This is a genomic window from Cellulophaga sp. BC115SP (assembly GCF_009905545.1).
GTDB classification, from domain to species: domain Bacteria; phylum Bacteroidota; class Bacteroidia; order Cytophagales; family Spirosomataceae; genus Flectobacillus; species Flectobacillus rivi.
Genome location: NZ_JAAALB010000014.1, coordinates 46539 through 69158 on the forward strand (window position 1 = coordinate 46539; position 22620 = coordinate 69158).

General features: G+C 36.5%; 15 protein-coding genes. 6 read left to right on the forward strand and 9 right to left on the reverse strand.

What is annotated here, in order from left to right; all coding sequences use genetic code 11:
• Positions 1-2 precede the first annotated feature (2 nt).
• The 4 genes from GVN22_RS12530 to GVN22_RS12545 all read left to right on the forward strand — a co-directional run bounded on the left by GVN22_RS12530 (position 3) and on the right by GVN22_RS12545 (position 6738).
• Positions 3-1874 (forward strand): peptidase M61, encoded by a 1872-nt coding sequence (locus GVN22_RS12530; protein WP_166551370.1) that lies wholly within the window; start codon positions 3-5, stop codon positions 1872-1874.
• A gap of 68 nt (positions 1875-1942) precedes the next feature.
• Positions 1943-2671 (forward strand): hypothetical protein, encoded by a 729-nt coding sequence (locus tag GVN22_RS12535; protein ID WP_166551371.1) that lies wholly within the window; start codon positions 1943-1945, stop codon positions 2669-2671.
• Entirely contained in the window at positions 2658-4280 is a 1623-nt protein-coding gene (locus tag GVN22_RS12540) for a S8 family serine peptidase (protein ID WP_166551372.1), read from the forward strand. The genes GVN22_RS12535 and GVN22_RS12540 overlap by 14 nt, the downstream gene beginning before the upstream one ends.
• 121 nt (positions 4281-4401) lie before the next feature.
• On the forward strand, positions 4402-6738 hold the full coding sequence (locus tag GVN22_RS12545) for an alpha-L-rhamnosidase C-terminal domain-containing protein (RefSeq protein ID WP_166551373.1): 2337 nt from the start codon (positions 4402-4404) through the stop codon (positions 6736-6738).
• A gap of 217 nt (positions 6739-6955) precedes the next feature.
• On the opposite strand, the gene GVN22_RS12550 is transcribed toward GVN22_RS12545, so the two are convergent.
• Positions 6956-8323 carry a thioredoxin-like domain-containing protein gene (locus GVN22_RS12550; RefSeq protein ID WP_166551374.1) on the reverse strand — a complete coding sequence of 456 codons (1368 nt, stop codon included), beginning with the start codon at positions 8321-8323 and terminating at the stop codon, positions 6956-6958.
• A 281-nt stretch (positions 8324-8604) separates the two neighbouring features.
• On the opposite strand from GVN22_RS12550, the gene GVN22_RS12555 reads away from it, so the two are divergent.
• On the forward strand, positions 8605-9171 hold the full coding sequence (locus GVN22_RS12555; RefSeq protein WP_166551375.1) for a TetR/AcrR family transcriptional regulator: 567 nt from the start codon (positions 8605-8607) through the stop codon (positions 9169-9171).
• Positions 9172-9291: 120 nt separating this feature from the next.
• On the opposite strand, the gene GVN22_RS12560 is transcribed toward GVN22_RS12555, so the two are convergent.
• From GVN22_RS12560 to GVN22_RS12570, 3 genes are all read right to left on the reverse strand, one after another.
• The gene (locus tag GVN22_RS12560) at positions 9292-10593 is read right to left on the reverse strand and encodes an aminotransferase class V-fold PLP-dependent enzyme (RefSeq protein ID WP_166551376.1); all 1302 of its coding nucleotides are present in this window, start codon (positions 10591-10593) and stop codon (positions 9292-9294) included.
• Between the two features lie 509 nt (positions 10594-11102).
• Positions 11103-11504: a septal ring lytic transglycosylase RlpA family protein gene (locus GVN22_RS12565; protein ID WP_095167487.1), complete on the reverse strand. Its 402-nt coding sequence runs from the start codon at positions 11502-11504 to the stop codon at positions 11103-11105.
• 295 nt (positions 11505-11799) lie between these two features.
• Complete coding sequence (locus GVN22_RS12570; protein WP_166551377.1) at positions 11800-12783, reverse strand: aldo/keto reductase; 984 nt, start codon at positions 12781-12783, stop codon at positions 11800-11802.
• 390 nt (positions 12784-13173) lie between these two features.
• On the opposite strand from GVN22_RS12570, the gene clpB reads away from it, so the two are divergent.
• Complete coding sequence (gene clpB / locus GVN22_RS12575) at positions 13174-15774, forward strand: ATP-dependent chaperone ClpB (protein ID WP_166551378.1); 2601 nt, start codon at positions 13174-13176, stop codon at positions 15772-15774.
• A gap of 114 nt (positions 15775-15888) precedes the next feature.
• Here the strand turns inward: clpB and GVN22_RS12580 are convergent, their stop codons facing one another.
• The 5 genes from GVN22_RS12580 to GVN22_RS12600 all read right to left on the reverse strand — a co-directional run bounded on the left by GVN22_RS12580 (position 15889) and on the right by GVN22_RS12600 (position 22322).
• Positions 15889-16452 carry a hypothetical protein gene (locus GVN22_RS12580; protein WP_166551379.1) on the reverse strand — a complete coding sequence of 188 codons (564 nt, stop codon included), beginning with the start codon at positions 16450-16452 and terminating at the stop codon, positions 15889-15891.
• A 334-nt stretch (positions 16453-16786) separates the two neighbouring features.
• The gene (locus GVN22_RS12585; protein WP_166551380.1) at positions 16787-19159 is read right to left on the reverse strand and encodes a sensor histidine kinase; all 2373 of its coding nucleotides are present in this window, start codon (positions 19157-19159) and stop codon (positions 16787-16789) included.
• Position 19160: 1 nt separating this feature from the next.
• Positions 19161-20387: a DNA cytosine methyltransferase gene (locus GVN22_RS12590; RefSeq protein WP_166551381.1), complete on the reverse strand. Its 1227-nt coding sequence runs from the start codon at positions 20385-20387 to the stop codon at positions 19161-19163.
• A gap of 432 nt (positions 20388-20819) precedes the next feature.
• Entirely contained in the window at positions 20820-21596 is a 777-nt protein-coding gene (locus GVN22_RS12595) for an RMD1 family protein (protein WP_166551382.1), read from the reverse strand.
• A gap of 150 nt (positions 21597-21746) precedes the next feature.
• The gene (locus GVN22_RS12600; protein WP_166551383.1) at positions 21747-22322 is read right to left on the reverse strand and encodes a hypothetical protein; all 576 of its coding nucleotides are present in this window, start codon (positions 22320-22322) and stop codon (positions 21747-21749) included.
• Positions 22323-22620: the final 298 nt, after the last annotated feature.

The following is a 22620-nucleotide window of genomic DNA, read 5'->3' on the forward strand; positions in this document are numbered from 1 at the left end:
CAATGAAAAAAACTATTTTGACGCTCTGCGCACTCGTTATGTGTGTTGGGTCTTTTGCGCAAAAAGTTACCCAAAATGCTTCGTATCAATTCTTTGTTGACTTAACTACCGTCAAAAATGATAAACTAGAAGTATCATTAATTGCACCTAAAATCAATAAGGACGAAATCACGTATAACCTTCCAAAGATTGTTCCAGGGACTTACGCTAACTATGACTTTGGTCGTTACATTACAGACTTCAAAGCTTTTGACGCTGCTGGCAAAGCCCTCAAAGTGGAAAAGCTTGACAAAAACAGTTATAAGATTGCTAAAGCTAAAAGTCTTTACAAAATCACTTATTTGGTGGATGACACTTGGGATTCTCCAGAAATCAGTGGTGAATATGTGTTTGAACCTGCGGGAACAGATATTGAAAAGGATACTTTGTTTGCTGTTAACACACACGGTTTCTTTGGCTATTTCGACAATTTGAAAAATGTAACCTACAATGTCAATTTCTCGAAACCAAAGGGTTTTTATGGTGCCACGTCGATGATCGCAAGCAAAAGCGATGCAAGCAGTGATTTGTTTTCGGCAGGTAATTACAATGATTTGGTAGATGCACCAATCATGTATTCAAAACCAGATACCACTGTATTGAAAGTAGGTGGTGCTGATATTTTGATTTCGGTATATTCGCCTAACAAAAAAGCAAGTTCTGCTGAGATTGCAGCCAATGTAAAAACTTTGTTGGAAGCTCAAAAAGAATATTTGGGTGGTACTTTGCCTATCAAAAAATACGCTTTCTTGATTATTTTGTCAGACAATTTGAAAAATGGTAGCTATGGCGCACTCGAACATTCGTATTCGTCTTTCTATTACTTGCCAGAGGCTTCTGCTGAAGAATTATCTCAAACAGTTAAGGATGTTTGTGCGCATGAGTTTTTTCATATTGTAACTCCTCTAAGCATTCACTCTGAAGAAATTGGAGACTTTGACTTCAACAAGCCAAAAATGTCAAAACATTTGTGGATGTACGAAGGTATGACCGAGTATGCAGCTGGTCACATGCAAGTGATGTACGATTTGATTCCATTGGGTCAATACTTAAATATGGTTCGTAACAAAATCAACAGTATGTATGATCGTTACGATGAAAAAGTACCATTTACAGTAATGAGTGCTGATGTGTTGGAAAAATACAAAGATCAATATCCAAACGTGTACGAAAAAGGTGCTTTGATTGGGTTGTGCTTGGATATCAAACTTCGTCAGCTTTCGAAAGGAGCTTACGGAACGCAAAATTTGATGCGTGATTTATCAAAATATTATGGTAAAGAAAAATCATTTAAAGACCCTGAGTTGTTCGACAAAATCACGGAGATTACTAAATTCCCAGAACTTCGTCAGTTTTTTGCAAAATATGTAGAAGGAAACCAACCTCTACCACTAGAAGAAATTTTCCAAAGTGTAGGGATTGAATTCCAAAAAGAGGCGAAGGTTCGTGAGAAATCTATTGGGGTATCAGTATATAGCTTAGGTCTGAACCAAGAGTCAAAAGCTATTTATATCTTGGAAGATGAAGGCATTGATGCTTTCGGTAAAAAATTAGGATTAAAAGCTGGTGACGAATTTGTGTCACTAAATGGCAAATCGTTGGATTTAGCGAACTTCCGTAACACTCGTACTGACTTTATGCAAAACGCTAAAGAAAATGATACTATCAATATGGTGGTAATGCGTAAAGAAGGTGACAAAAAAGTAGAAGTAAAACTCTCGGCGCCATTATTTATTCCAGAAATTACGGAGAAAAACTTGCTTAAACCAGTAGCTTCTCCTAGCGAGGCTCAAGTTACTTTATTAAAAGCGTGGTTGTCGCCAGCAAGCAAATAAGCATTGACTTTTGCGCTTAAATGCATTATATTCAGGTCTAGCATTTTAAACAATGCTAGACTTTTTTTATGCAAAAAATCTACCCTATCAAATGCCCAAAACTATCAGATAGTTATTGGTATCGTGGCTTTTATTTTTTTCTAGCAACGCTTTTTTATGCCTGTTCATCATTGGATTCGACAGAGCTACAGCCTGTCATTTTATCTTCAAAAGACTACCTAATGCAAGAAAAAGGGCAGTTTTGCGTTTTTTCAGTTCATCAACTATCCTACACACTCAACCCCAAAGTGACAGAATCTCTTTTTTTCGAAAAGCATCTTGTGACAGACCATCCTACTCATGAAGGCGTATTAATTGCTATTTTTCGTAAAAACCAAGAAAATGCGAATTGGATTGAAACTGGCAGGAAATTGGTAGTTTTACAAAATAGTAAAATTATAGAAATTCAAAGCAACCAAACACAATGTATTTTGGTCAATCCAATTGAAGTTGGCACCCAGTGGAACTTTCAATTGTATAACCAAGCAAAAGCTCAGCAAGCTCAAATTATTCGTTTTTTACCTCAAACAATCTATGCCAACAAAACGATGTCAAATCTGATAGAGGTTGAGTTGTTTAAAGATTCAAGTGCTTTAAGTTTACAAAAGAAACAAGTCATTTTGGCACCCAATTGGGGCATTGTTTTCTCAAAAGAATCAAATGTTTCTTATTGCTATGAAGGTAATTGCTTAGGTAAAGGGCAAATCAATTATGGAACAGTTATCACTTATGATTTGATAGATTATGGCAAAGAATAAACTTTTTCTCCCACTTTTTCTCCTCTTATTTAGTCTTTCAAGTTTTGGACAAGGGGCACTTAAATATTTGGTTTTACTAAAAGATAAAAATAACTCAACCTATCAAATATCTCAGCCTAATCAATTTTTGTCGGCAAGAGCAATTGCTCGACGAACAAAACAAAATATTGCTGTCACTACGCAAGATTTACCTGTAAATCTTACCTATATCAATCAAATCAAGCAAACTGGAGCAAAGGTATGGTACACCTCCCGTTGGATGAATGGCGTCGTAATCGAGGCAACAGCTGAACAACTTTCAAAAGTATTATCGTTGAGTTTTGTAAAAGGTTTGGAAGGGACAGAACCTCTAAGAAACTATGCAAGTATCCTTTCAGCAGCACGAAGGGTATCTAAATTTGCGATGGAGGATAGCCCAGCCCCAACAGGTTACGGCTTATCCGAAACTCAAAACCTTATGCTTGGTGTCGATGCTATGCACAATCAAGGTTTTCAAGGACAAAATATGCTCATTGCAGTATTTGATGCGGGTTTTACTGGTGCAAATACAATTCCTGCTTTTAGTCATTTATTCAACAATAACAGGGTGATACAAACGTATGATTTTGTTGAAAATAATACGTTTGTGTACAACTATCACTCTCATGGCACCAACGTACTATCCTGTATGGCATCGCTTCAAACAGGCAGAATGATTGGCACAGCACCACAAGCATCTTATGCGCTATTTAGAACTGAAGACGATGAGAGTGAGTCGATTTTAGAAGAAGTCAATTGGCTTATTGCCGCCGAACGTGCCGATAGTTTAGGGGTAGATTTAATCAATTCCTCTTTAGGATATACCGTGTTTGAAGACTCTAATACCAGTCATACCTATCAGGATATGAATGGTAAAACTACAATTGCGGCTAGAGCAGCCAAGTGGGCAGCGCAAAGAGGCATCATTTGTACCATTAGCGCAGGTAATGAGGGCGCCGATGCGTGGAAGTATATCTCTACCCCAGCCGATGCCGACTCGATTATTGCGGTTGGAGCCGTTTCAAGTACGCGTAATGTTGCATCATTTAGCTCGCGTGGTCCAAGCGCTGATGGTAGAATTAAGCCCGACTTATCGGCAATGGGACAAAGTGTTGCCGTCTTAAACACCGCTGGAAACGCTACAGTTTCGAGTGGAACGTCATTTTCCTCTCCTATCCTTTGTGGTATGGTAGCAGGTTTGTGGCAAGCTTTACCCAATAAAAAAGCACAGGAAATCATCCAATTATTGAAAGAATCAGCTAGTGACTATAGCGCACCGAACAATACCATTGGTTATGGTATTCCTAATTTTACTATTGCGTATTTGAAAGCTCAAATCCCATTATTCGAAGGCATATCGCTGGCTTTTCCTAACCCTATCAATGACCAGTTGAAAATAGCATTATCGGATTTTTCTGCTCAAAAAAACTATTCATATCAAGTTTTCAACATGCTCGGAAATCCCATTTCGCAAGGAAGTATCGCCAATGCCATAACATTTGTAGATAGTAGTAATTGGCCAGCAGGTGTTTACATTCTCAAACTTCAGGTAGATCAACAAACGGTGGAACATAAAATTATAAAGATATAACGCTTGTAGAGGCAATGATTAGGCAAATTAAGAGGACTAGACTAGCTGAAATCTGTATTTCAAAATCCAATCTATCCAAAGATTTATTTATATTTATCGAATGTTTATTCCCCACTATAGCATGAGGTCAATATTATACAAAAGTCTTTGTTTTCTTGCTGCCATAATTTACTCAGTTTCATCGTATGCTCAGTTTCATCGTGAAGCTCGATGGATTAGTGTGACCGAACCTCAAAAAGCAAATCAATGGATTTGCTTTCGTAAAAAAATTACGCTCAAAAAAGCCATGGCAACTGCCATTACCAAAATAGCCGTAGACTCCAAATATTGGTTGTGGGTAAACGGACAGTTGGTGGTGCGTGAAGGGGGGCTCAAACGTGGTCCTAATCCACAAGATACTTATTATGACAATGTTGATTTAGCCCCATATTTGAAAGTTGGAGAAAATACTATTGGTATTTTGGTTTGGTATTTTGGTAAAAAAGGATTCAGTCACAACAGTTCTGGACAAGCAGGACTCCTTTTTGATTTGCCTACGCCAAGCGGAAACAATTGGGTTAGCAATGCTTCTTGGCTTTGTAAAGTTCATCCTGCCTTTGGCGAAACTCAAGCGCCATTTCCCAATTATCGCCTAGCGGAATCTAACATCCATTTCAATGCTCAAGAAGATATCGAGGGTTGGTACGAACCCAAATTTGACGATTCACGATGGGAATCGGCTACTGAGTTAGGAGCAGCAGGTGACGCACCATGGAATCAACTTCTAGAACGCCCTATTCCTCAATGGCATCATAGTAGTTTACAAAACTATACCAATACCCCTCCGCTCCCACTCGTCAGTGTAGGTGATACCTTGTTATTACAATTACCTCAAAATTTAGCAATTACCCCTTATTTTAAAATTGAAGCAAAAGCTGGGCAAAAAATAGATATTCGTACCGACAACTATTATGGCGGTAGCGAACCCAATATTCGAACTGAGTATATTACCAAAAATGGTGTGCAGGAGTTTGAAAGTCCCGCCTATTTTAATGGTCATACAGTCAAATACTTTTTCCCAAAAGGAATTAAAATATTAGCGGTTCAGTACAGAGCGACTCGTTATAACTATGAAATACAAGGAGATTTCACTTGTAACGATGCTTTTTTGAATAAACTGAAGGAAAAAGCGCTGACGACACTCAACCTCAATGTGCGTGATGTCATATCTGACTGTCCTGATCGTGAGCGTGCACAGTGGTGGGGCGATGTAGTAATCAATGAAGGAGAAATGTTTTACTACTGGAATCAAGCAGGGCATCAATCTTTACAAAAAGCCATTCGTGAATTAGTAGCTTGGCAAAAACCTGACGGAACGCTTTTTTCGCCAATTCCAGCAGGTAATTGGGATAGAGAACTTCCTGCCCAAATGTTGGCTAGTATTGGTGAATATGGTTTTTGGAACTATTATCGCTATACAGGCGACTCGGCACTCATTGCTGAGGTATACCCTGCCATCAAAAAATATCTTGCACTTTGGAAAATAGATGAGCATCATTTGGTAAAACATCGTGCTGGTGGTTGGATGTGGCACGACTGGGGACAAAATATAGATGTGGAGCTATTGGACAATGCGTGGTATTATTTGGCCATGAAAGGATTATGCAAAATGGCACATTTACTTGGTTTGGAGGAAGATGTAGCAGCCTATTCCTACCAAATGCAAGAAATGAAAGATGCTTTTAACGATACCTATTGGCGTGGTAATTTCTACAGAAGCCCCAACTACAAAGGTATTACCGATGATAGAGGCAATGGCTTGGCTGTAGTGGCAGGATTGAGTAGCCCAGAACAATATGGTTCTATTAGCCTATTTTTAAGTCAGGAGTTACATGCTAGCCCCTACATGGAGAAATATATTTTGGAAGCTTTGTTTCTTATCGGAGAAGATAAAAAAGCTATTGCTCGCATGAAGACTCGCTATAAATCTATGGTCAATAGCCCTATTAGCACCTTGTGGGAAGGCTGGGAGCTCAACAGCGCTACTTACGGCGGTGGCACGTACAATCATGGTTGGACTGGCGGACCAGCTACGCTTCTTTCCCAATATGTGGCAGGGATTAGTCCTTTGGCAAATGGATTTAAAACTTATAAAATACAGCCTCAAATAGGCATTTTGACTTCGATAAAAGCACAAGCCCCCTGTCCAGCGGGTTTGATAAAAGTCAATATTCAAAATACCCCTCAGCAATTTACTTTGAGCGCAGAGGTGCCTACAGGAATGCAAGGCGTCATTTCAATTCCAATATTAGCTGATATTTACTCAGAAATTACCTGCAACGGAACCGTTATTTTTGCCAATGACAAATACATCAACGCCCTCCCATGGCTAGACTTAGTCCCGGGTAATGAGCACTATCTCAACTTTGAAGTAAAAAATGGAGGGAAAATTGTTTTTGTAGGGAAGAATAAGAAGTGAGGCATCAGGCACTAGGCAACAGTAAATACTTTCTTTTCTAATTACTATTGCCTAATGCCTTTTTGCCTATATCTTACCTCTCCTTCGAATTGTTCGAATTTAAAAATGTAAAGAAATAGTTTTCAGTGAAAGAATAAGAGGCAAGATAGAAGGCATCAGGCAACAGTAAATACTTTCTTTTCTAACTACTATTGCCTAACGCCTTTTTGCCTATACCCTATTTTTTTCTCTTCTTCTCCTCAGCATTAATCAAATTTAGATACTGTACTGTATCCAATTTCTTGTTGGCTAGTATTTTATAATTTGCATCTAGCAAAAATACATTTGGATAGGTCTGGGTGTTGTAATCATTGGTAAAGTCAATACTCGAAGTATTGTCGTATCCATGAATAAACTTCTGAGCTTTAAAATCTTTGATAAATTTCTTCCAATCCTTTTTATCTTTTTCTTGTCCACGTACCCCGCAAGCCATAAAAACCTTTACGCCTTTTGCTTGTAATTTGGGATAGTCTTCTACCAACTTTTTGGTTGTTTCTTGACAGTGATGACAATTAGGGTCATAAATCATGACCAAGATATATTTCGATTTTGTTTGATAAAGGCTCACAGGTTTACCGAGGGTATCGCTCATGGGTAAATCCTTGAGCGTATTACCAATCAAAACCTTTTTCATACGATACACGTACTCAAAATTGCGAACCACTGTGGCAGAATCCCATAACGCCACATTTTTGATCATATATTTCTCAGCTACGTGGGTGTACACTACCTCTTTTCCAAGGTAATCTGTCGAAAGAAATTTCTGTGCGATTTTACTAAACACGTACTTTCTTTGGTCAGATTTGGGTGGCGTGCGGTCAAGTAACCTATCAGAAATCTGAATTAAGGTATCAGGCGAATAAGGACCTTCTACAGTTTTGAGGTAATTTTCTAAGACAGGTCCAAGAAACGGTGTTCGCATCATACGTTCGTCCTCAAGGGCAACATTATCGAAATAATGTTTTAGCAAATATTCATTGTGTCTGATTGTATCCTCGGTAGTAGGTTTGGCAGGATATGGAGGAGCAGCAATTTCGGTATTGATACGAACAATATTGGCAGCCAAAGATTCTTTTCCATACTTCTGGACAAAAGCTTTCTTGTAAGCGTCAATATCGGCTATGAGTTTGGGGCGTTCGTTGGCAGGAGCACTTTGAATTTTAGCCCCTTTTTCGTTGACTGTTCTCAAAAATTCGGCAAATTGACGAGCTTCTTCAGAGCCAACAATTTCCATTTTGCCATATAAATCAGCCTTATCGGTATTGATACTAAAATTCTGATTGGTTATCAATAGATCAAAAATCCGCTGATTTCCTTGTACCAACACATAAAATCCCAAGGGTAAATCTTTTTTACCTTGAAATAGGATTTTTCCATCACCATCTGCTTTGGCAGTATCCAAAGCCAAATAGCTTTTTTCAAAGCCATTCACCAAATAAAATGTAGAATCTCTCAGGCCTTTTACCTGAATCTCAATACGATGTTGTGCGTTCAGTTTAGCTGTCATCATGCCCAAAAATAGAAGGCAAATCATCCATCTCTTCATTCTGATATAAAGTTTTTTTGAAAACGAATTTACATAATTATCTCGGCTGTACCTTGTGATTAACAAAAGATTAACACAGCTCTTTAGTATTTTATCATGATTTAACAAGAATATCTAGGAAGATAATATGGTACAAAAAATATAAAAAATTGTAGGATTCAAACTAGTATTTACCATTTAATAAACTCTAGGGCATTTTTCCTGAGTATGCTCCTTATTGTCAGCTAAATACTTGTAAATTAGCTCAATTAATTTTTTCTAAAACTATCTTGCCATCAAGTATGCCTATTCAAAAAGTTACTAAAAATGAGATAATAGCCAAAGCCCTAAACGTGTTCAGCAATAAAGGTTACCACAACACTTCTATGTCAGATCTCGCTGCGGAAGTTGGTCTGCTGAAGGGAAGCTTTTATCATTACTTTATTAGTAAAGAAGAATTAATGTTGCAAATTCTTGAAAGTATTGATTACGAGTTAAAAAGCAGTGTTTATCCCCTGGCCCAGCACAAGCAATATCCTGCCTCTAAACGAATGAAGTTGTTTCTGAAAGGTTTAAGTAAGGTGATTGTGCACAAAAATGGGGGGTGTATTTTGGGAAATACGATTTTAGAAACGGCCAATATTTATCCATCGTTTCGAGTATTGCTTACCACCATCATGGATGGAATTATCCAAAGCTTTACTGCTATTTATCAAGAACTTCACACACAAGAACAAGCGCATATATTGGCACAACAAACCCTTATGGAATTAGAAGGGGCCATTATGTTCTCTAAACTATATAGTAATCCGAGCATCTTTCAGGATTTTCAAAAACGAATGATTCAGCGCGTTGAAACTGATTCATAAGGATTGTATTGGACAAGCAGATTTCAGCTTGGCAATATCAATTGTACACTATTATATCTCAAAACTTTACAGGCTATTGCTTCGATAATTTCTCTGATGTTATCTTGATATTGTTTTGCTTCAAGGATTCTTTTTAGGTTCTAAAGCTATTTCTTGAACCACCTTTACTACCTTTTCTAGGTCTTTGATAGGCGTATAAATATGAGGGGTTACTCGCACACCCACAATATTTTCCCAAGTTACGGGCGAGGTATAAATTCTCCCTTTTTTCATCAATGCTCCATGTAACTCTGAGGAAGTCATTCCTTTAAATCCTATGAGGGCTATCGCACCAGAAAATTCAGGTTTTAGAGACGTTTGGGTATAAAAATTTGGCAAGTCTATACAACGAGTTAATAGATAGTTTTTGAGATATTGTAACCTCTTTTGGATTCTTTCAGTACCAATAGCATTATGAAAATTCACGGCGTGACCAATCGCCATTTCAATAGGAAAAGAACGAGTACCTAGTCCTTCAAATTTTCGGATATCATCTTTCAAAGGATTATCTGAGGGGGTATGTGTCCACAAACTAGCAATATGCTCTTTTTTGACCCACAGTAAGCCTGTGCCAAAAGGCGCACAAAGCCATTTATGTAAACTTGCGCCCAAATAATCACAACCTAAATCGGGGATTTTATAGGCAATTTGTGCAAAGGTATGCGCCGCATCGACCACTACTTTAATCTTAGGATTTTTCTTTTTTACCGCTTCGGAAATAGCTTTTACGGGTAAAGTTTGCCCTGTCCAGTTAATCATGTGTGTAACATGAACGATTCTCGTATTTTCAGTTACTAAATCGACATATCTTTTGACTAATAAATCCTTATCCTCACAAGGTAATGGGTCATGATTGACATATTTAATCACAATTCCTTCTCGTTTTTCGCGCTGTCGCCAACCGTGGAGCATATTCGGATAATCTTGTAGAGACATGACTACTTCATCGCCCTTTTGTAAGTCTAAGCCCAAAATAATTGTATCTAATGCCTCTGTAGCATTGCGATTCATAGCAATTTCCTCAGGAGAACACCCTGCCAAATCTGCCAGTTTGCTACGAACAGCCTCACGATTTTCATCCAAAATTCGCCACATATAATAGGTTGGCGCTTCGTTACACAGCTTGTTGTAATGTGTTAGGGCATCTTGTACCATAATAGGTTGTGGACTTACCCCAGCATTACTCATATTAATCAAATTGGGCGAAGCAGAAAAGGCCAACTGAATTTGCGCCCAATAATCTTCATCGGTAGTGACATCCTTCTCGGGTGCGTAACTAAGAATACGTTGGAGATTTTGCTGAGTAGCTTGACTGGCAAAGGGTAAGGCAGATAAGCTTCCTGTACCGAGTACAAGATTTTGTAGAAAATTACGTCGTTGCATTATAGTTTGGAGCGTTTGAGGTAAGAAGGTTTTGGCTTGACTTAGGCACAAAGGCACAAAGGCACAAAGGCACAAAGGCACAAAGGCACAAAGGCACAAAGGCACAAAGGCACAAAGTGTTTTATCTCAGTGTTTGGGGAAGCATCAAGTCAAATCCTCCCTAAATTTAATAAAGAATAGCTGCAATTTGTAAATTTGAAGATTTGATAATTTGAAAATTAGGAAAAGGAATTTTATCCATGTCAAAATCCCCCAAAAGCCCCCTCACAACAACCCCTCAACTAAACCCTAAAACCACTTTGTGCCTCTGTGCCCGATCCCTTTGAACCTAAAAAACAAAACTCCTTGCCTAACCCCTATCACCTAAACACACTTTGTGCCTCTGTCCCTAATCCCTTTGAACCTAAAAAAAAACTCCTTGCCTAACCCCTCACACCTATCCCCTTTGAACCTAAAAAAAAATCCTCATACCCGAAGATATGAGGATTCATAAAAGGAAAAGATTGTTCCTAATTGCGTGCACTTGCATAAAGTGCATTTGGAATTTCTTGTTTAGAGAGGACCCTAACACGTACATTACCTATACCTCTTCTAACTATTCCAATTTTTTTGGCAGCCGCATAACTTAAGTCTAAAAGTACTTTTCTTCTGTGCGGGCCTCTGTCGTTTACACGTACCACAGCTTTTTTGCCATTGGATTTGTTGGTTACTTCCAACAAGGTACCATAAGGCAAACTACGATGAGCTGCTGTGTAGCCATTATTTTTGTAGCGTTCGCCACTTGAAGTTCGTCTGCCGTTGAATTTACGAGCATAAAACGAAGCTTTACCCTGAAATGACCGTGCATCTTTTGCTACAATTGATAGTGAAATTACACTACAAAAAATAAGCAATAAAATGGATTTTACCATGTCTATTTTTTGGATGATGGAGTGCAAAATTACGGTAAAAACCTGTCATTTACAAGCTTGCACAATACTTATGAGTTTACGGCATTGTACTTTATTGATATACATTTTAGTTTTTTCAATTTGTAACACTTCTTAGATTAGTACAAAAAAGTGGGCTATCTCGACAGATAGCCCACTTTTTAAAGAAATCTTACCAACTCTTTTTCTACGATAAGAATCTCTTATTTTTTCTAAAAAAAATATTTCTAAAAAGCCAATTTTAACAAATATTAACAAATTTATATAGGCTATTTCATTAGTATTTGCCACGAATCGTAGGCTTAATTTGGGTATCATATACCTCTCTCAATGCTGTATGGATTTCGGCAGATAAAGGTTGTAAATCGCTTGAACTTACGTTTGGCGCTACCTGCGAGATTTTGGTAGCGCCAGGAATAACCGTGGTAACTGCTGGGTGATCCAATATCCAGCGCAACGACCATTGTGCCAAACGCTCATCTGGCATAAGATTTCCTAGGCTCTGAGCAAATTCTACACCTTGTTCAAAAGCCACTCCTGAAAATGTTTCACCAACATTGAAAAACTCACCATTGGCATTATAGTTACGGTGGTCTGTAGTAGCAAAAGTCGTATCCTTGGTATATTTTCCACTCAATAGTCCACTCGCTAACGGAACTCGAACGATCAATGAAACGCCTTTTTCTTGAGCCTTCGCAAAGATTTCGTCCGCCAAATGTTGACGAAATAGATTAAAGATAATTTGTAAAGAAGCCAAACCTTCCTGCTCCAAACAAATAAGAGCCTCCTCAGCCGTCTCGACGCTTACCCCCCAGTATTTAATTAAACCTTCGTCTTGGAGTTTTCTTAATGAGTCAAAAACATCACCTTTTTGCAATTCTTCGGTTGGGATACAGTGTAATTGTTCCAAATACAACTGCTCTAATTGAAGATTTTGAAGTGATTCTTCTACATGGCGTCTAATGGCCTCATACGTAAAATTTTGTGGCCAACCGTTTCCATTATCGCCTCTTCTTCCGAGTTTGGTCGCTACATACAGTGTTTCAGAACGGGTTTTCAAAAACTTGCCAATAACTTTCTCACTAATACCGCCACCATATACATCGGCTGTGTCGATAAAGTTACCTCCTAAATCCACAAAGCGATTAAGAATTTCGAAGGCCGACTCTTCGGTTACATTTCCCCAATCGGCACTGCCTAACTGCCAAGTACCAAGACCGATTTCGCTAATAAGTTCTGTTTGAAATTTTCTGAGTTGCATGATGATTAATTGTGAATGAATGATTTAGTGATAATGTTTAATTGTGAATGAGCGAATGGTGAATTGTGAATATAACTTTTCAATTAATTACCAGTGCTTATAATCATGAGTAATCTTGCCAAATAACAGTTAGTAAATTTTTATTGTAAAATACAGATATTACAAAATATAATCGCAATTCAGCATTAATACTAAAATTTATTCCTCTACAAATCTAAAGACAATATGACATTATAAATGCTGATTTGGGGGTATTCTACTGAAATTTTGACTGATAAAAATTCCCTAAATCCCTCAAAACAAGACATTTTTTCCGATTATATGGATTGGATTCATATTTGATAAATAATTAGCAAATGAAACAAATCAGGACAAAACAAAACTACTGATATGAACTTTAATAAATACACCACCAAAACCCAGGAGATTATCCAGCAGGCAGCTACGATTGCCTCGGGTAATGGTCAGCAGGCCATCGAAGCGGGGCACTTGCTGAAAGCTATTCTTGAAGAAGACGGCAATACTTCGGGCTTTTTGTTGAAGAAAATGGGTGTGAATGAAAATATCCTATTGACCAAACTTGAAAGCATTGTTAATTCTTATCCAAAAGTATCAGGCGGACAACCTTATTTGGCCAATGACGCCGCCGCTGCTCTGACAAAAGCCGAAAACTTATTAAAAGATTTTGATGATGAGTTTGTCAGCGTAGAACTACTTTTGATGGGTTTATTTTTAGGAAAAGATTCAGTAGCTACTTTATTGAAAGATAGTGGCTTCAAAGAAAATACACTCAAATCAGCGATTAAAGAACTTAGAGGTAACACCACCGTGAAAGACCAAAATGCAGAAGCAACCTATCGTTCATTAGAACGATATGCTCGTAACCTAAATGAATTAGCCAAATCAGGAAAAATCGACCCAGTGATTGGTCGTGACGAAGAAATTCGTCGTGTTTTACAGATTCTTTCTCGCCGTACCAAAAACAACCCCATGTTGATTGGTGAACCAGGCGTAGGTAAAACCGCTATTGTAGAAGGTTTAGCACAAAGAATTGTATTGGGCGACGTACCCGAAAACCTTCGTAGCAAAACGATTTATACCCTAGATATGGGCTTGTTGATTGCAGGTGCCAAATACAAGGGTGAGTTTGAAGAGCGTTTGAAGGCTGTTATTAAAGAGGTAACCGACGCAGAGGGTGAAATCATCATGTTTATTGATGAAATACATACCTTGATTGGCGCAGGAGGCGGTGGCGATAGTGCTATGGATGCGGCTAACTTGCTCAAACCAGCTTTGGCGCGTGGCGAATTACATGCGATTGGTGCGACTACGCTCAAGGAATACCAAAAATATATCGAGAAAGACAAAGCACTCGAACGTCGTTTCCAAGCCGTAAACGTTGGTGAGCCAGATGTGACAGATGCCATTTCTATCTTGAGAGGTATCAAAGAAAAATATGAACTTCACCACGGAGTACGCATTCAGGACGATGCAGTAATTGCAGCGGTTGAGCTGTCAAACCGCTATATTTCAGATCGTTTTTTACCTGATAAAGCCATCGACTTGATGGACGAAGCAGCCGCAAAAATGCGTATGGAAATTGATTCTGTTCCTGAAGAAATTGATGACTTACAACGCCGTATCATGCAACTCGAAATTGAAAGAGAAGCAATTCGTCGTGAAAATAATAAAGAGCGTGAAACCATTATCAGTCGTGAATTGGCAGAATTGACCGAGAAAAAGTCTAGTTTGATGGCCAAATGGCAGTCTGAAAAATCGGTGCTCGATAATGTTCGCAAAATCAAAGAAGATATTGATCGCTTGAAATTAGAGGCAGAGCAAGCAGAACGTTCTGGCGATTATGGTAAGGTAGCAGAGATAAGATATGGTAAATTGCTTGAGGCGGAAAACAAGCTCAAAGAGCTACAAACACCGAAAGTAGAAGAAAACACCATGCTTCAGGAAGAGGTAACAGCTGAGAATATTGCCGAAGTTGTAGCGAAATGGACAGGCATTCCAGTATCGAAAATGATGCGTGCCGAGCAAGAAAAACTCTTGCACATGGAAGAAGAACTAGGCAAACGTGTAGCTGGACAAGAGGAAGCGATTGAGGCTATTTCAGATGCAGTACGTCGTTCACGCGCTGGTATGCAAGACCCTCGCCGCCCGATTGGTTCATTTATTTTCTTGGGTACAACAGGGGTTGGTAAGACCGAATTAGCCAAATCACTTGCTGATTATCTATTCAACGATGAAAATGCGATGGTCAGAATCGATATGTCTGAGTACCAAGAACGTCATGCGGTAAGCCGTTTGATTGGAGCACCTCCAGGATACGTAGGATATGATGAAGGTGGTCAGTTGACCGAAGCAGTGCGTCGTAAACCTTACAGTGTAATTTTGCTCGACGAAATCGAAAAAGCACACCCAGACGTTTGGAATATCCTTTTGCAAGTACTAGACGACGGACGTTTGACTGACAATAAAGGACGCATTGCCAATTTCAAGAATACGATTATCATTATGACTTCAAACATTGGTAGTCATATTATTCAAGAAAAATTGGCAGAAATGGAAGGTTGGAATGACCATATCATCTTGGAAAAAGCCAAAGAAGAAGTCATGGGCTTATTGAAACAAGTGGTTCGTCCAGAGTTTTTGAACCGTGTGGATGAAATTGTGATGTTTGAGCCACTTTCTAAAAACAACCTCCATAAGATTGTTGAAATACAGTTCAAACAAATCCAAGAACGTTTGAAAGAGCAGGGTATCACATTGGAAGCTACCGACGAAGCCTTGACATTCTTAGCTGAAGAAGGTTATGACCCAACCATGGGAGCTCGTCCACTCAAACGTGTATTGCAAAGAAGAATTTTGAACGAACTATCAAAACAAATTCTTGGTCATTACGTAAGCAAAGATTCTATTGTGATGATGGAATTGGACGAAGATAAATCATTAAAATTCTCGAACGTTACAGTCGAGGTTTAAGTCAAATAGTTGGTTGAGGAGAAAAAAAGGAGACTACAGAGTTGTGAGATGGATTGTGTGGTAGTCTCCTTTTTTATGGGTTTTGGTTTTTTGTACCTGTACTAAATATCAAAGCTATGTTATTTTTCTTTCTAAGTTATTAATTTTAGTTATGTGCTCATTCAGATCACGTCTAATCTTTTTACATAACTCTTTGTCGAAATAAATTTCTTCGCCTTTAACTTTAAAATACTCCTTGCCATCCTTAGTCTTTTTAAGTTCAGAATGTGCAAATTGGTTACGAATAAGTATGACCTCTTCGTCGTATTTAGGTGCAAAGTTTTCTTCTTTCATTATTTCCAAAATTGCGCCCAAAGCAAATATTTTTTGAGAAGAATTGAAAAGAACATTGTCTTTTAAAATCTCATTTACTTTTCTTTTTTCAGCTTTTTTATACTTTTCCTTAGCATTTGCAAAAATGTTATCAAAAATTGTATCTAATAAAGGTACTATATGCTCTTTAAGCCTTGGGTTATTTAATTGATTACGAACAATTTCTTCCATTTTTAAATCTAAAGAACTTGTCTCATGCATAATCATACCTCGCATCGTAACAATATTCTGAAACTTTGCAATTGTTAGGTCGATAACCTCAATTATTGAACGTTGTAGTTCTTTAAGATAGTCTTGCCCATCCAACTGGAAGAATGTGATTCTGCTACTATTTATTAATGTCGTAGTTGATAATTCACTATTAGCAGAATAGAAAAATATTTCGGTTAAGATATGTTTTTCATCACGAATAAAATCAATTACTTGATTTCCGTGGCTTTCATTCAGATTTAAGTCAGTAATAATTAGATCATAGGTTTGACTGTCTTCATATTTGCCTTTGAATTCATCAAAATCTTCTGCTGTATCTAGATGAACATTGAAAAACTCATTTTCAAGATGATTTTTTACATTTTCTATTAAGGAAAGAATGGGCGAGTGTCAATTTTATCTTCAACCCAGATAATTTTATAGTTTAGCTTCATACAGGAAATCTTAAGTTGAACTCGGCTCCTTGTTCAGATTGCACAAATTCAATTGATGCTTTATATTTACTCAATAGATCTTTAACGTGATAAAGCCCAATACCAGAACCTTCTGTATTACTATATCTGAAATCAAAAATTTTATCCTTGATTTCATCTGGAATACCAGTTCCATTATCACTAAAATTCAAAACCAAATATTCTTTAGTTTTTATCCATTCAAGCTTAATTTTAGTAGACTTTGCTTTTCTTGAATTTGAAAACAGGTTGTCTAGTATTACTGTGATTTCAAATGGTCTGAATTTCAGGATATGTTCAACTGAACTTTTTTCTTTTATTTCAATTTTTATTGGCCTTTTCTGATGTATAAAGGAATCTGCAGGGACATAAATATTTTGAACATAATCATTGACGAAAGAAACTAGATCTTTTGTTATTTTTTCTGCTTGCGTATTAAATCCTGCCTTTGTTACAAATCTTGATGCACTTACAATCCTTTGAACTTCAAGACTAATATCCTTAATATCTTTAATCAGTTTATCTTTGGGCTTATCCTCGTTGATTGAATCTATTAGAGAATCTAAGCTCCAAGTAATATTCCCAGCAGAATGGATTATTTGATGTTGGAGAGCCAATAAATCTTTCTTCTCACGTCCAATCTGGGTTTTATCAAAAAGTTTTTCAGCTATTTCCCTGTCTAATTCATTTCTTAACTCTTCGTTTTCTACAAGTTTAAGTAAAGCCTCTTCTTCTGCTTCAATTTTACTTTTTCGTAAATCAGTAATTTTCTTCTCTACACTTTTAATTGTTTGAATTACTTCTTTTTCGTCAAAATCCCCTTGCTTAATTTTCTCTGAAATTGTTTTTAAAACCCCTTGAGCTGATTGTTCACTTTTAGCATCTAAAATGCTTAAGATATTTTCTGATAGCTGAAAATTCAGAACATTTTTAGAGTTAGTTAAATTTTTAATTAACTTCGATATATTCTCATTTACATCAAAATTGCTTTGATTATCTTTTCCTTCATTTTTGATGAAAGACTTATTTATATTGATATAATCATCCTCCGATAGAAAATTACCCCAGTCAGTTATTTCTATTGTGTATTTTTCAAGCTTTTTTAAAGTCTCATAAAATTGTTCAACAAGATTATCATAGGTTTTAGTTTTGATAAACCCATCACCTCTACTTGATGTTTCTTTCAAATTAGAGTTGTTACTACTTATTGAAATATATCCGATAACTTCTCTTGTTCCCAAGTATCTTGAGTGTCCTTGGGCTTTTCGATTATCCATTTTAAATGGATCTTCGCCTCTTTCACCATATGGATATATTCGCAAACCGTTCTTATAAACGAAAATATGCCCATAGTTTACTGGCTCTACACCCATACGCCTAGTAAATGTCGATTTTGCAGATTGGTTTAAAAAATAGATTGCGTAATGTATATCAACTAAATCCGTATATGAATTTTCTTCTTCAATCTTATAAACAAATTTGCCACCCTCAAATAAAGTGGTGATAATTTTATCTTTTTGAATATCAGATTCAATGTAACTCGTTTTTAACTGTAATGTCTCAAAAATTGGATTTCGGATTTGACCGTTTATAATATTAAAATATTCTATTTCGCTTTCATCAAGCTTACCCTCTTTTGCCTTTCTTGAGTTTTTAGCAATCTGTTTTTTATCTCCATCTATTTCATCCCTGACGGTCAAAAATATTCTAAAAGGGTCTTCATCCTGTATGGAAGAAGGGTTAATTAATCTTGCTAAAGAATCTTTTAGGTCTTCAAATTTTTTACGATTCCATTCACTGTGTAAATTAGATATTTCTAATACAGTCCCGTGTTGGACTCCATAAGAACTCACATCTAAGGTTTCGTGAAGAACACTGACATTTACAAATTCATCATTACTGTCAAGTTCAAACTTATTCCAATCTGTAATTAATACTTCAGTTTTTGCATCCGTTTGATCTTTTAAAGTTTCAAGATATAGTTCACTTCCAAGTCTATCACAAGAAAATCTTCCAATACCCTTTGCTCCTGCATAAGCACGTTTAACCTTAATCTTATTGCGATAGTTTTCATAACTATCCTCTTCTTTTCCTTCTTTTTTAGCTGAATAGGCAACAAAAAGCCATTTATCAAGTAAATCTTGATAACTCATTCCTTTTCCATTGTCTTTTATAATTATTTTGCCATTACTGCTGTATATGTCTTCAAAAATTACGTCAACTCTAGTTGCGTGAGCATCATACGAATTTTTAACCAATTCGAATACTGCTATGAAATCATCTGTAATTAAATCTCTACCGATAATATTCTTTAAAGCAGAGCTGATTTTAAACTGTAATGGCTTCTGCATTTTAAAATAATTTATTAAGAATTAAACCCACTTGTTCCCCAAAAAGTGGAGGAATAGCATTTCCAATTTGAGAATATCTTGGCACTTCTTGAGTTCTTCTTTTTCCTCCTGTAGTATATTTTCCTTTGAACTCGTACCAATCATTAAAGGACTGTATTCTTGCATATTCTCGAACGGTAAAAATTCTAGGTTCGCAGTAGTGAATATAGTCGTCTGGTAAAGTTGTAATGGTTGGCGTAGGTGTTTTACCTGATAAAGGAATTACGGTTCTCTTTTTTAAGTTAAACTTATCCTTCAATTCCTTAGAGAGAGTTTTGTTTTTCTCTGCATTTTGCAGAATAAACTCAAACTTTCTCAGTGTCTCTTCACTATGTTTTGCAAATCTATGACTGTCTGGTATTTCAGAATCAACCTTCTTTCTTAATAGTTTTTGATAACCAGATTTTATCGGGTTGTAAAGTCCTGCTGAGAATGATTTTGTATCAGGTGAAACAATTTCATTCACTTTTAACAAATCTGAGATTGCATCTTCTAGCGAATTGGTTAAACCAATTTCTTTGTTTATTAAAAAGACTTCCTTTTCAGCTTGTATGTGCTCAAAAAACTTAATTGGGTTTACTTGGTTAACAATATCTTTTCTAATTCCTACCAAAATAAACCTTGTTCTCTTTTGAGGAACACCAAATTCCGAAAAATCAATGAGTTTTCCTTCTACTTTATAACCTTGAAAATCTCCTTTCGGCGAATCGTATTCTAATGCGTTAGTTACATATTCAGAGTATATTTTCCCTTTGATTTTATTTTTGTCAAACTTTTGAGTAAATCCTTTTACATTTTCGAAAAAAATAACCTTAGGCTGGACAAGTCTAATAAATTTGATGTACGATTTTATTAATTCATTTCTTGAATCACCTTCAATTCTTCGTCCTGCTGTTGAAAACCCTTGACAAGGTGGTCCACCTGCGACCAAGTCAATTTCTCCCCTAAGTAATTTTAAATTATCCTTATACTTTTTAATTACTTCATTTATATCATGATTTTGTTTTGGTAACCAATCTGGCCATTCAAAGTGATTTTTCTTTTCAATCAAGTTATATTGAAGAGTTTCAAAAGCATCTGGACTTTTTTCAACAGCGAATTTCCCTTTCCATAGTCCTGAATTATACAATCCTAGAGAAAGTCCACCACAACCTGCAAAAAGGTCTATATATATTTTTTTATCAATCATTGAAAATATCTACAAATAGTAAATGAAATCGTGTTTCTAAATAACAACTCCTGTATATTATAGTTCTTCGCTTTCAATTAAGCGTTATAAAATTTCAAGTATGATTGAAATTTTACACAAAGATATTAACTTATTACGCTTTAATTTCAACTATTAATGCTGATATAGAATCCTAGTTTATGCTTTTTCAAGAGGCTACGCAGGTTATACCCTATACTCATGATAATTAATATACATTATGTAATCTCAAAACTATATTAATACAGTCAAAATTTTTACAATTTTGTACCTAAGTAAAAATAAACTTATTAATAAAATACTAAAAAGTCCAATTAAATTAATAATGCTTATTATACGGTCAACAACCCTATAAAACCAAAAGGTACAAAGCATTTAAACACTTTGTCCCTTTTGCTTTTATTACTTTAACGCCTAAAATATCTTCGTAAATATCAAGTCAAACACTTCTATCAAAATCAAGATAATGATGACCCATTCGAGGCGAGTGCTTTCTCGGTTTTGGACTAACTCCATGAAAAGGGTAAGGTTTTCTTGAACGATTTTGAGTTTGTATTCAATATCTTGATAACGCATTTTGAGGTCGAAGGTCTTTTTCAAGCCTTTGTCTATGCGTTCTAAATGCTCGTTTTCCCAAGCTTCTTCGGGTGAGTCAAAGATGTAGAGGTTATCGATAATACTGTTTTTGATATTGATGGTTTTTCCGATAAACTTCAGGAGTTCGCTTTGGGAGCTTTTGAGACGCCCGTGATGCTCTAATTCGTCGGTCATCTGCTTGGTGCTAGTAGCAATTTTATAAGTCAACGCCTCATAATAATCCAATGCCACAGACTGACCAATATTGAGCATAATAATACGGATAGAATCATCTGTAAGCTCGGATACCGTGATAGAGTTATGTTTGAGAACAACCGAAATTGAAGGGTCTGTCTGGACAATGAAATCATCTTCAAACTTTTCTTCAATCAATCCTTCAGCGTAGTTTTTGATAAACTTCAAAAATTCACTTTTCTCCAAATCACCCACACCCGCAAAAACTACTAATCCATAACTCAATAAATAGATATAGGTATCGTCTTCACGCTTATAGAATAATTCAGAATTGTTGTAAAGGGAAGGTTCGCTGGTATAGTCTTGTTTAAACTTCTTGAGGTTAAAGACTTCCGATATTTGGTATGCATCGATTTTCATACAAGTATAATTTGAGGCTTTGCGTATTCGCCTAACTCAAATTTACATTTTTCAACCATTACCTTGGTTTAATTCTATATGAAAAATTTATGAAGGAGTATTTATATAGAGACGCAATGCCTCGCGTCTCTTAATTAGGCAGCATTTCTACTATTTCTTGGGCTTACAGTCGTAACAATAATCCGAAAGTTCAGCAATTTCGGCTAGTACTTGCGTTCTGATTTTAGTCAATTCTTCGGTGTTTTGTCCTAGCTTGGTTACAGTTTGAATGTAGTTTTCACGCGCTTGAAGTTCTTTTTGGAGTTCTTCTTGGGCATTGGCGTAAAACTCGCTATTTGAAAAGGCTTTCTTCTCTTCAAAAAGGCGCTTTCTAAATTTGCGAGCATACAATTCTGTCACATCAAAAATACACTGTGAATAGGCGACCAACTGCTGTTTTTGTTCCTCTGTATTTGCCACTAAGTAAGAGGTATTTCTAGTAAAAACTGCTTTAACTTTATTATTAAAATTCTTGGTCAACATAAACGAAGCAGCACTCATTCGAAATCCGAAGTCAATGCTACAACTGGCTTGACATCCATATAAATTACCACTATTCGATGGTGACTTCGCTATAAAATCACTGATTTTCAATGGACTTTCTCCGCTCCAAACGATAACACTTTGGGCATTTGATTGGGTAATTTGAAAGATAGAAAAAAGCAAAATTAATGAGTATTTGAGCATAGTCTTATGGGGTTGTTTTTAAAACTAACGATGTTGTTTGTTTTGAAATTGTCTTTTAAGTTAGGTTAGAAAAGTTTCATTACAAACATGGGTTGTAACTTATTGAGTGATTGAGGAAATGAGTGATTTAGTGATTAGTTTAAATATGAAATACATTTGTAGAGACGCAATGATTGCGTCTAAAGAGATTTCATGCTGAGATATAATATCAAAAAGGCACTCGAAAAACTAATTTCGAATGCCTTTTTGATTAATCGCTATGATATTACTAGTTCAAGACTTAGTCTTGGACTTATTT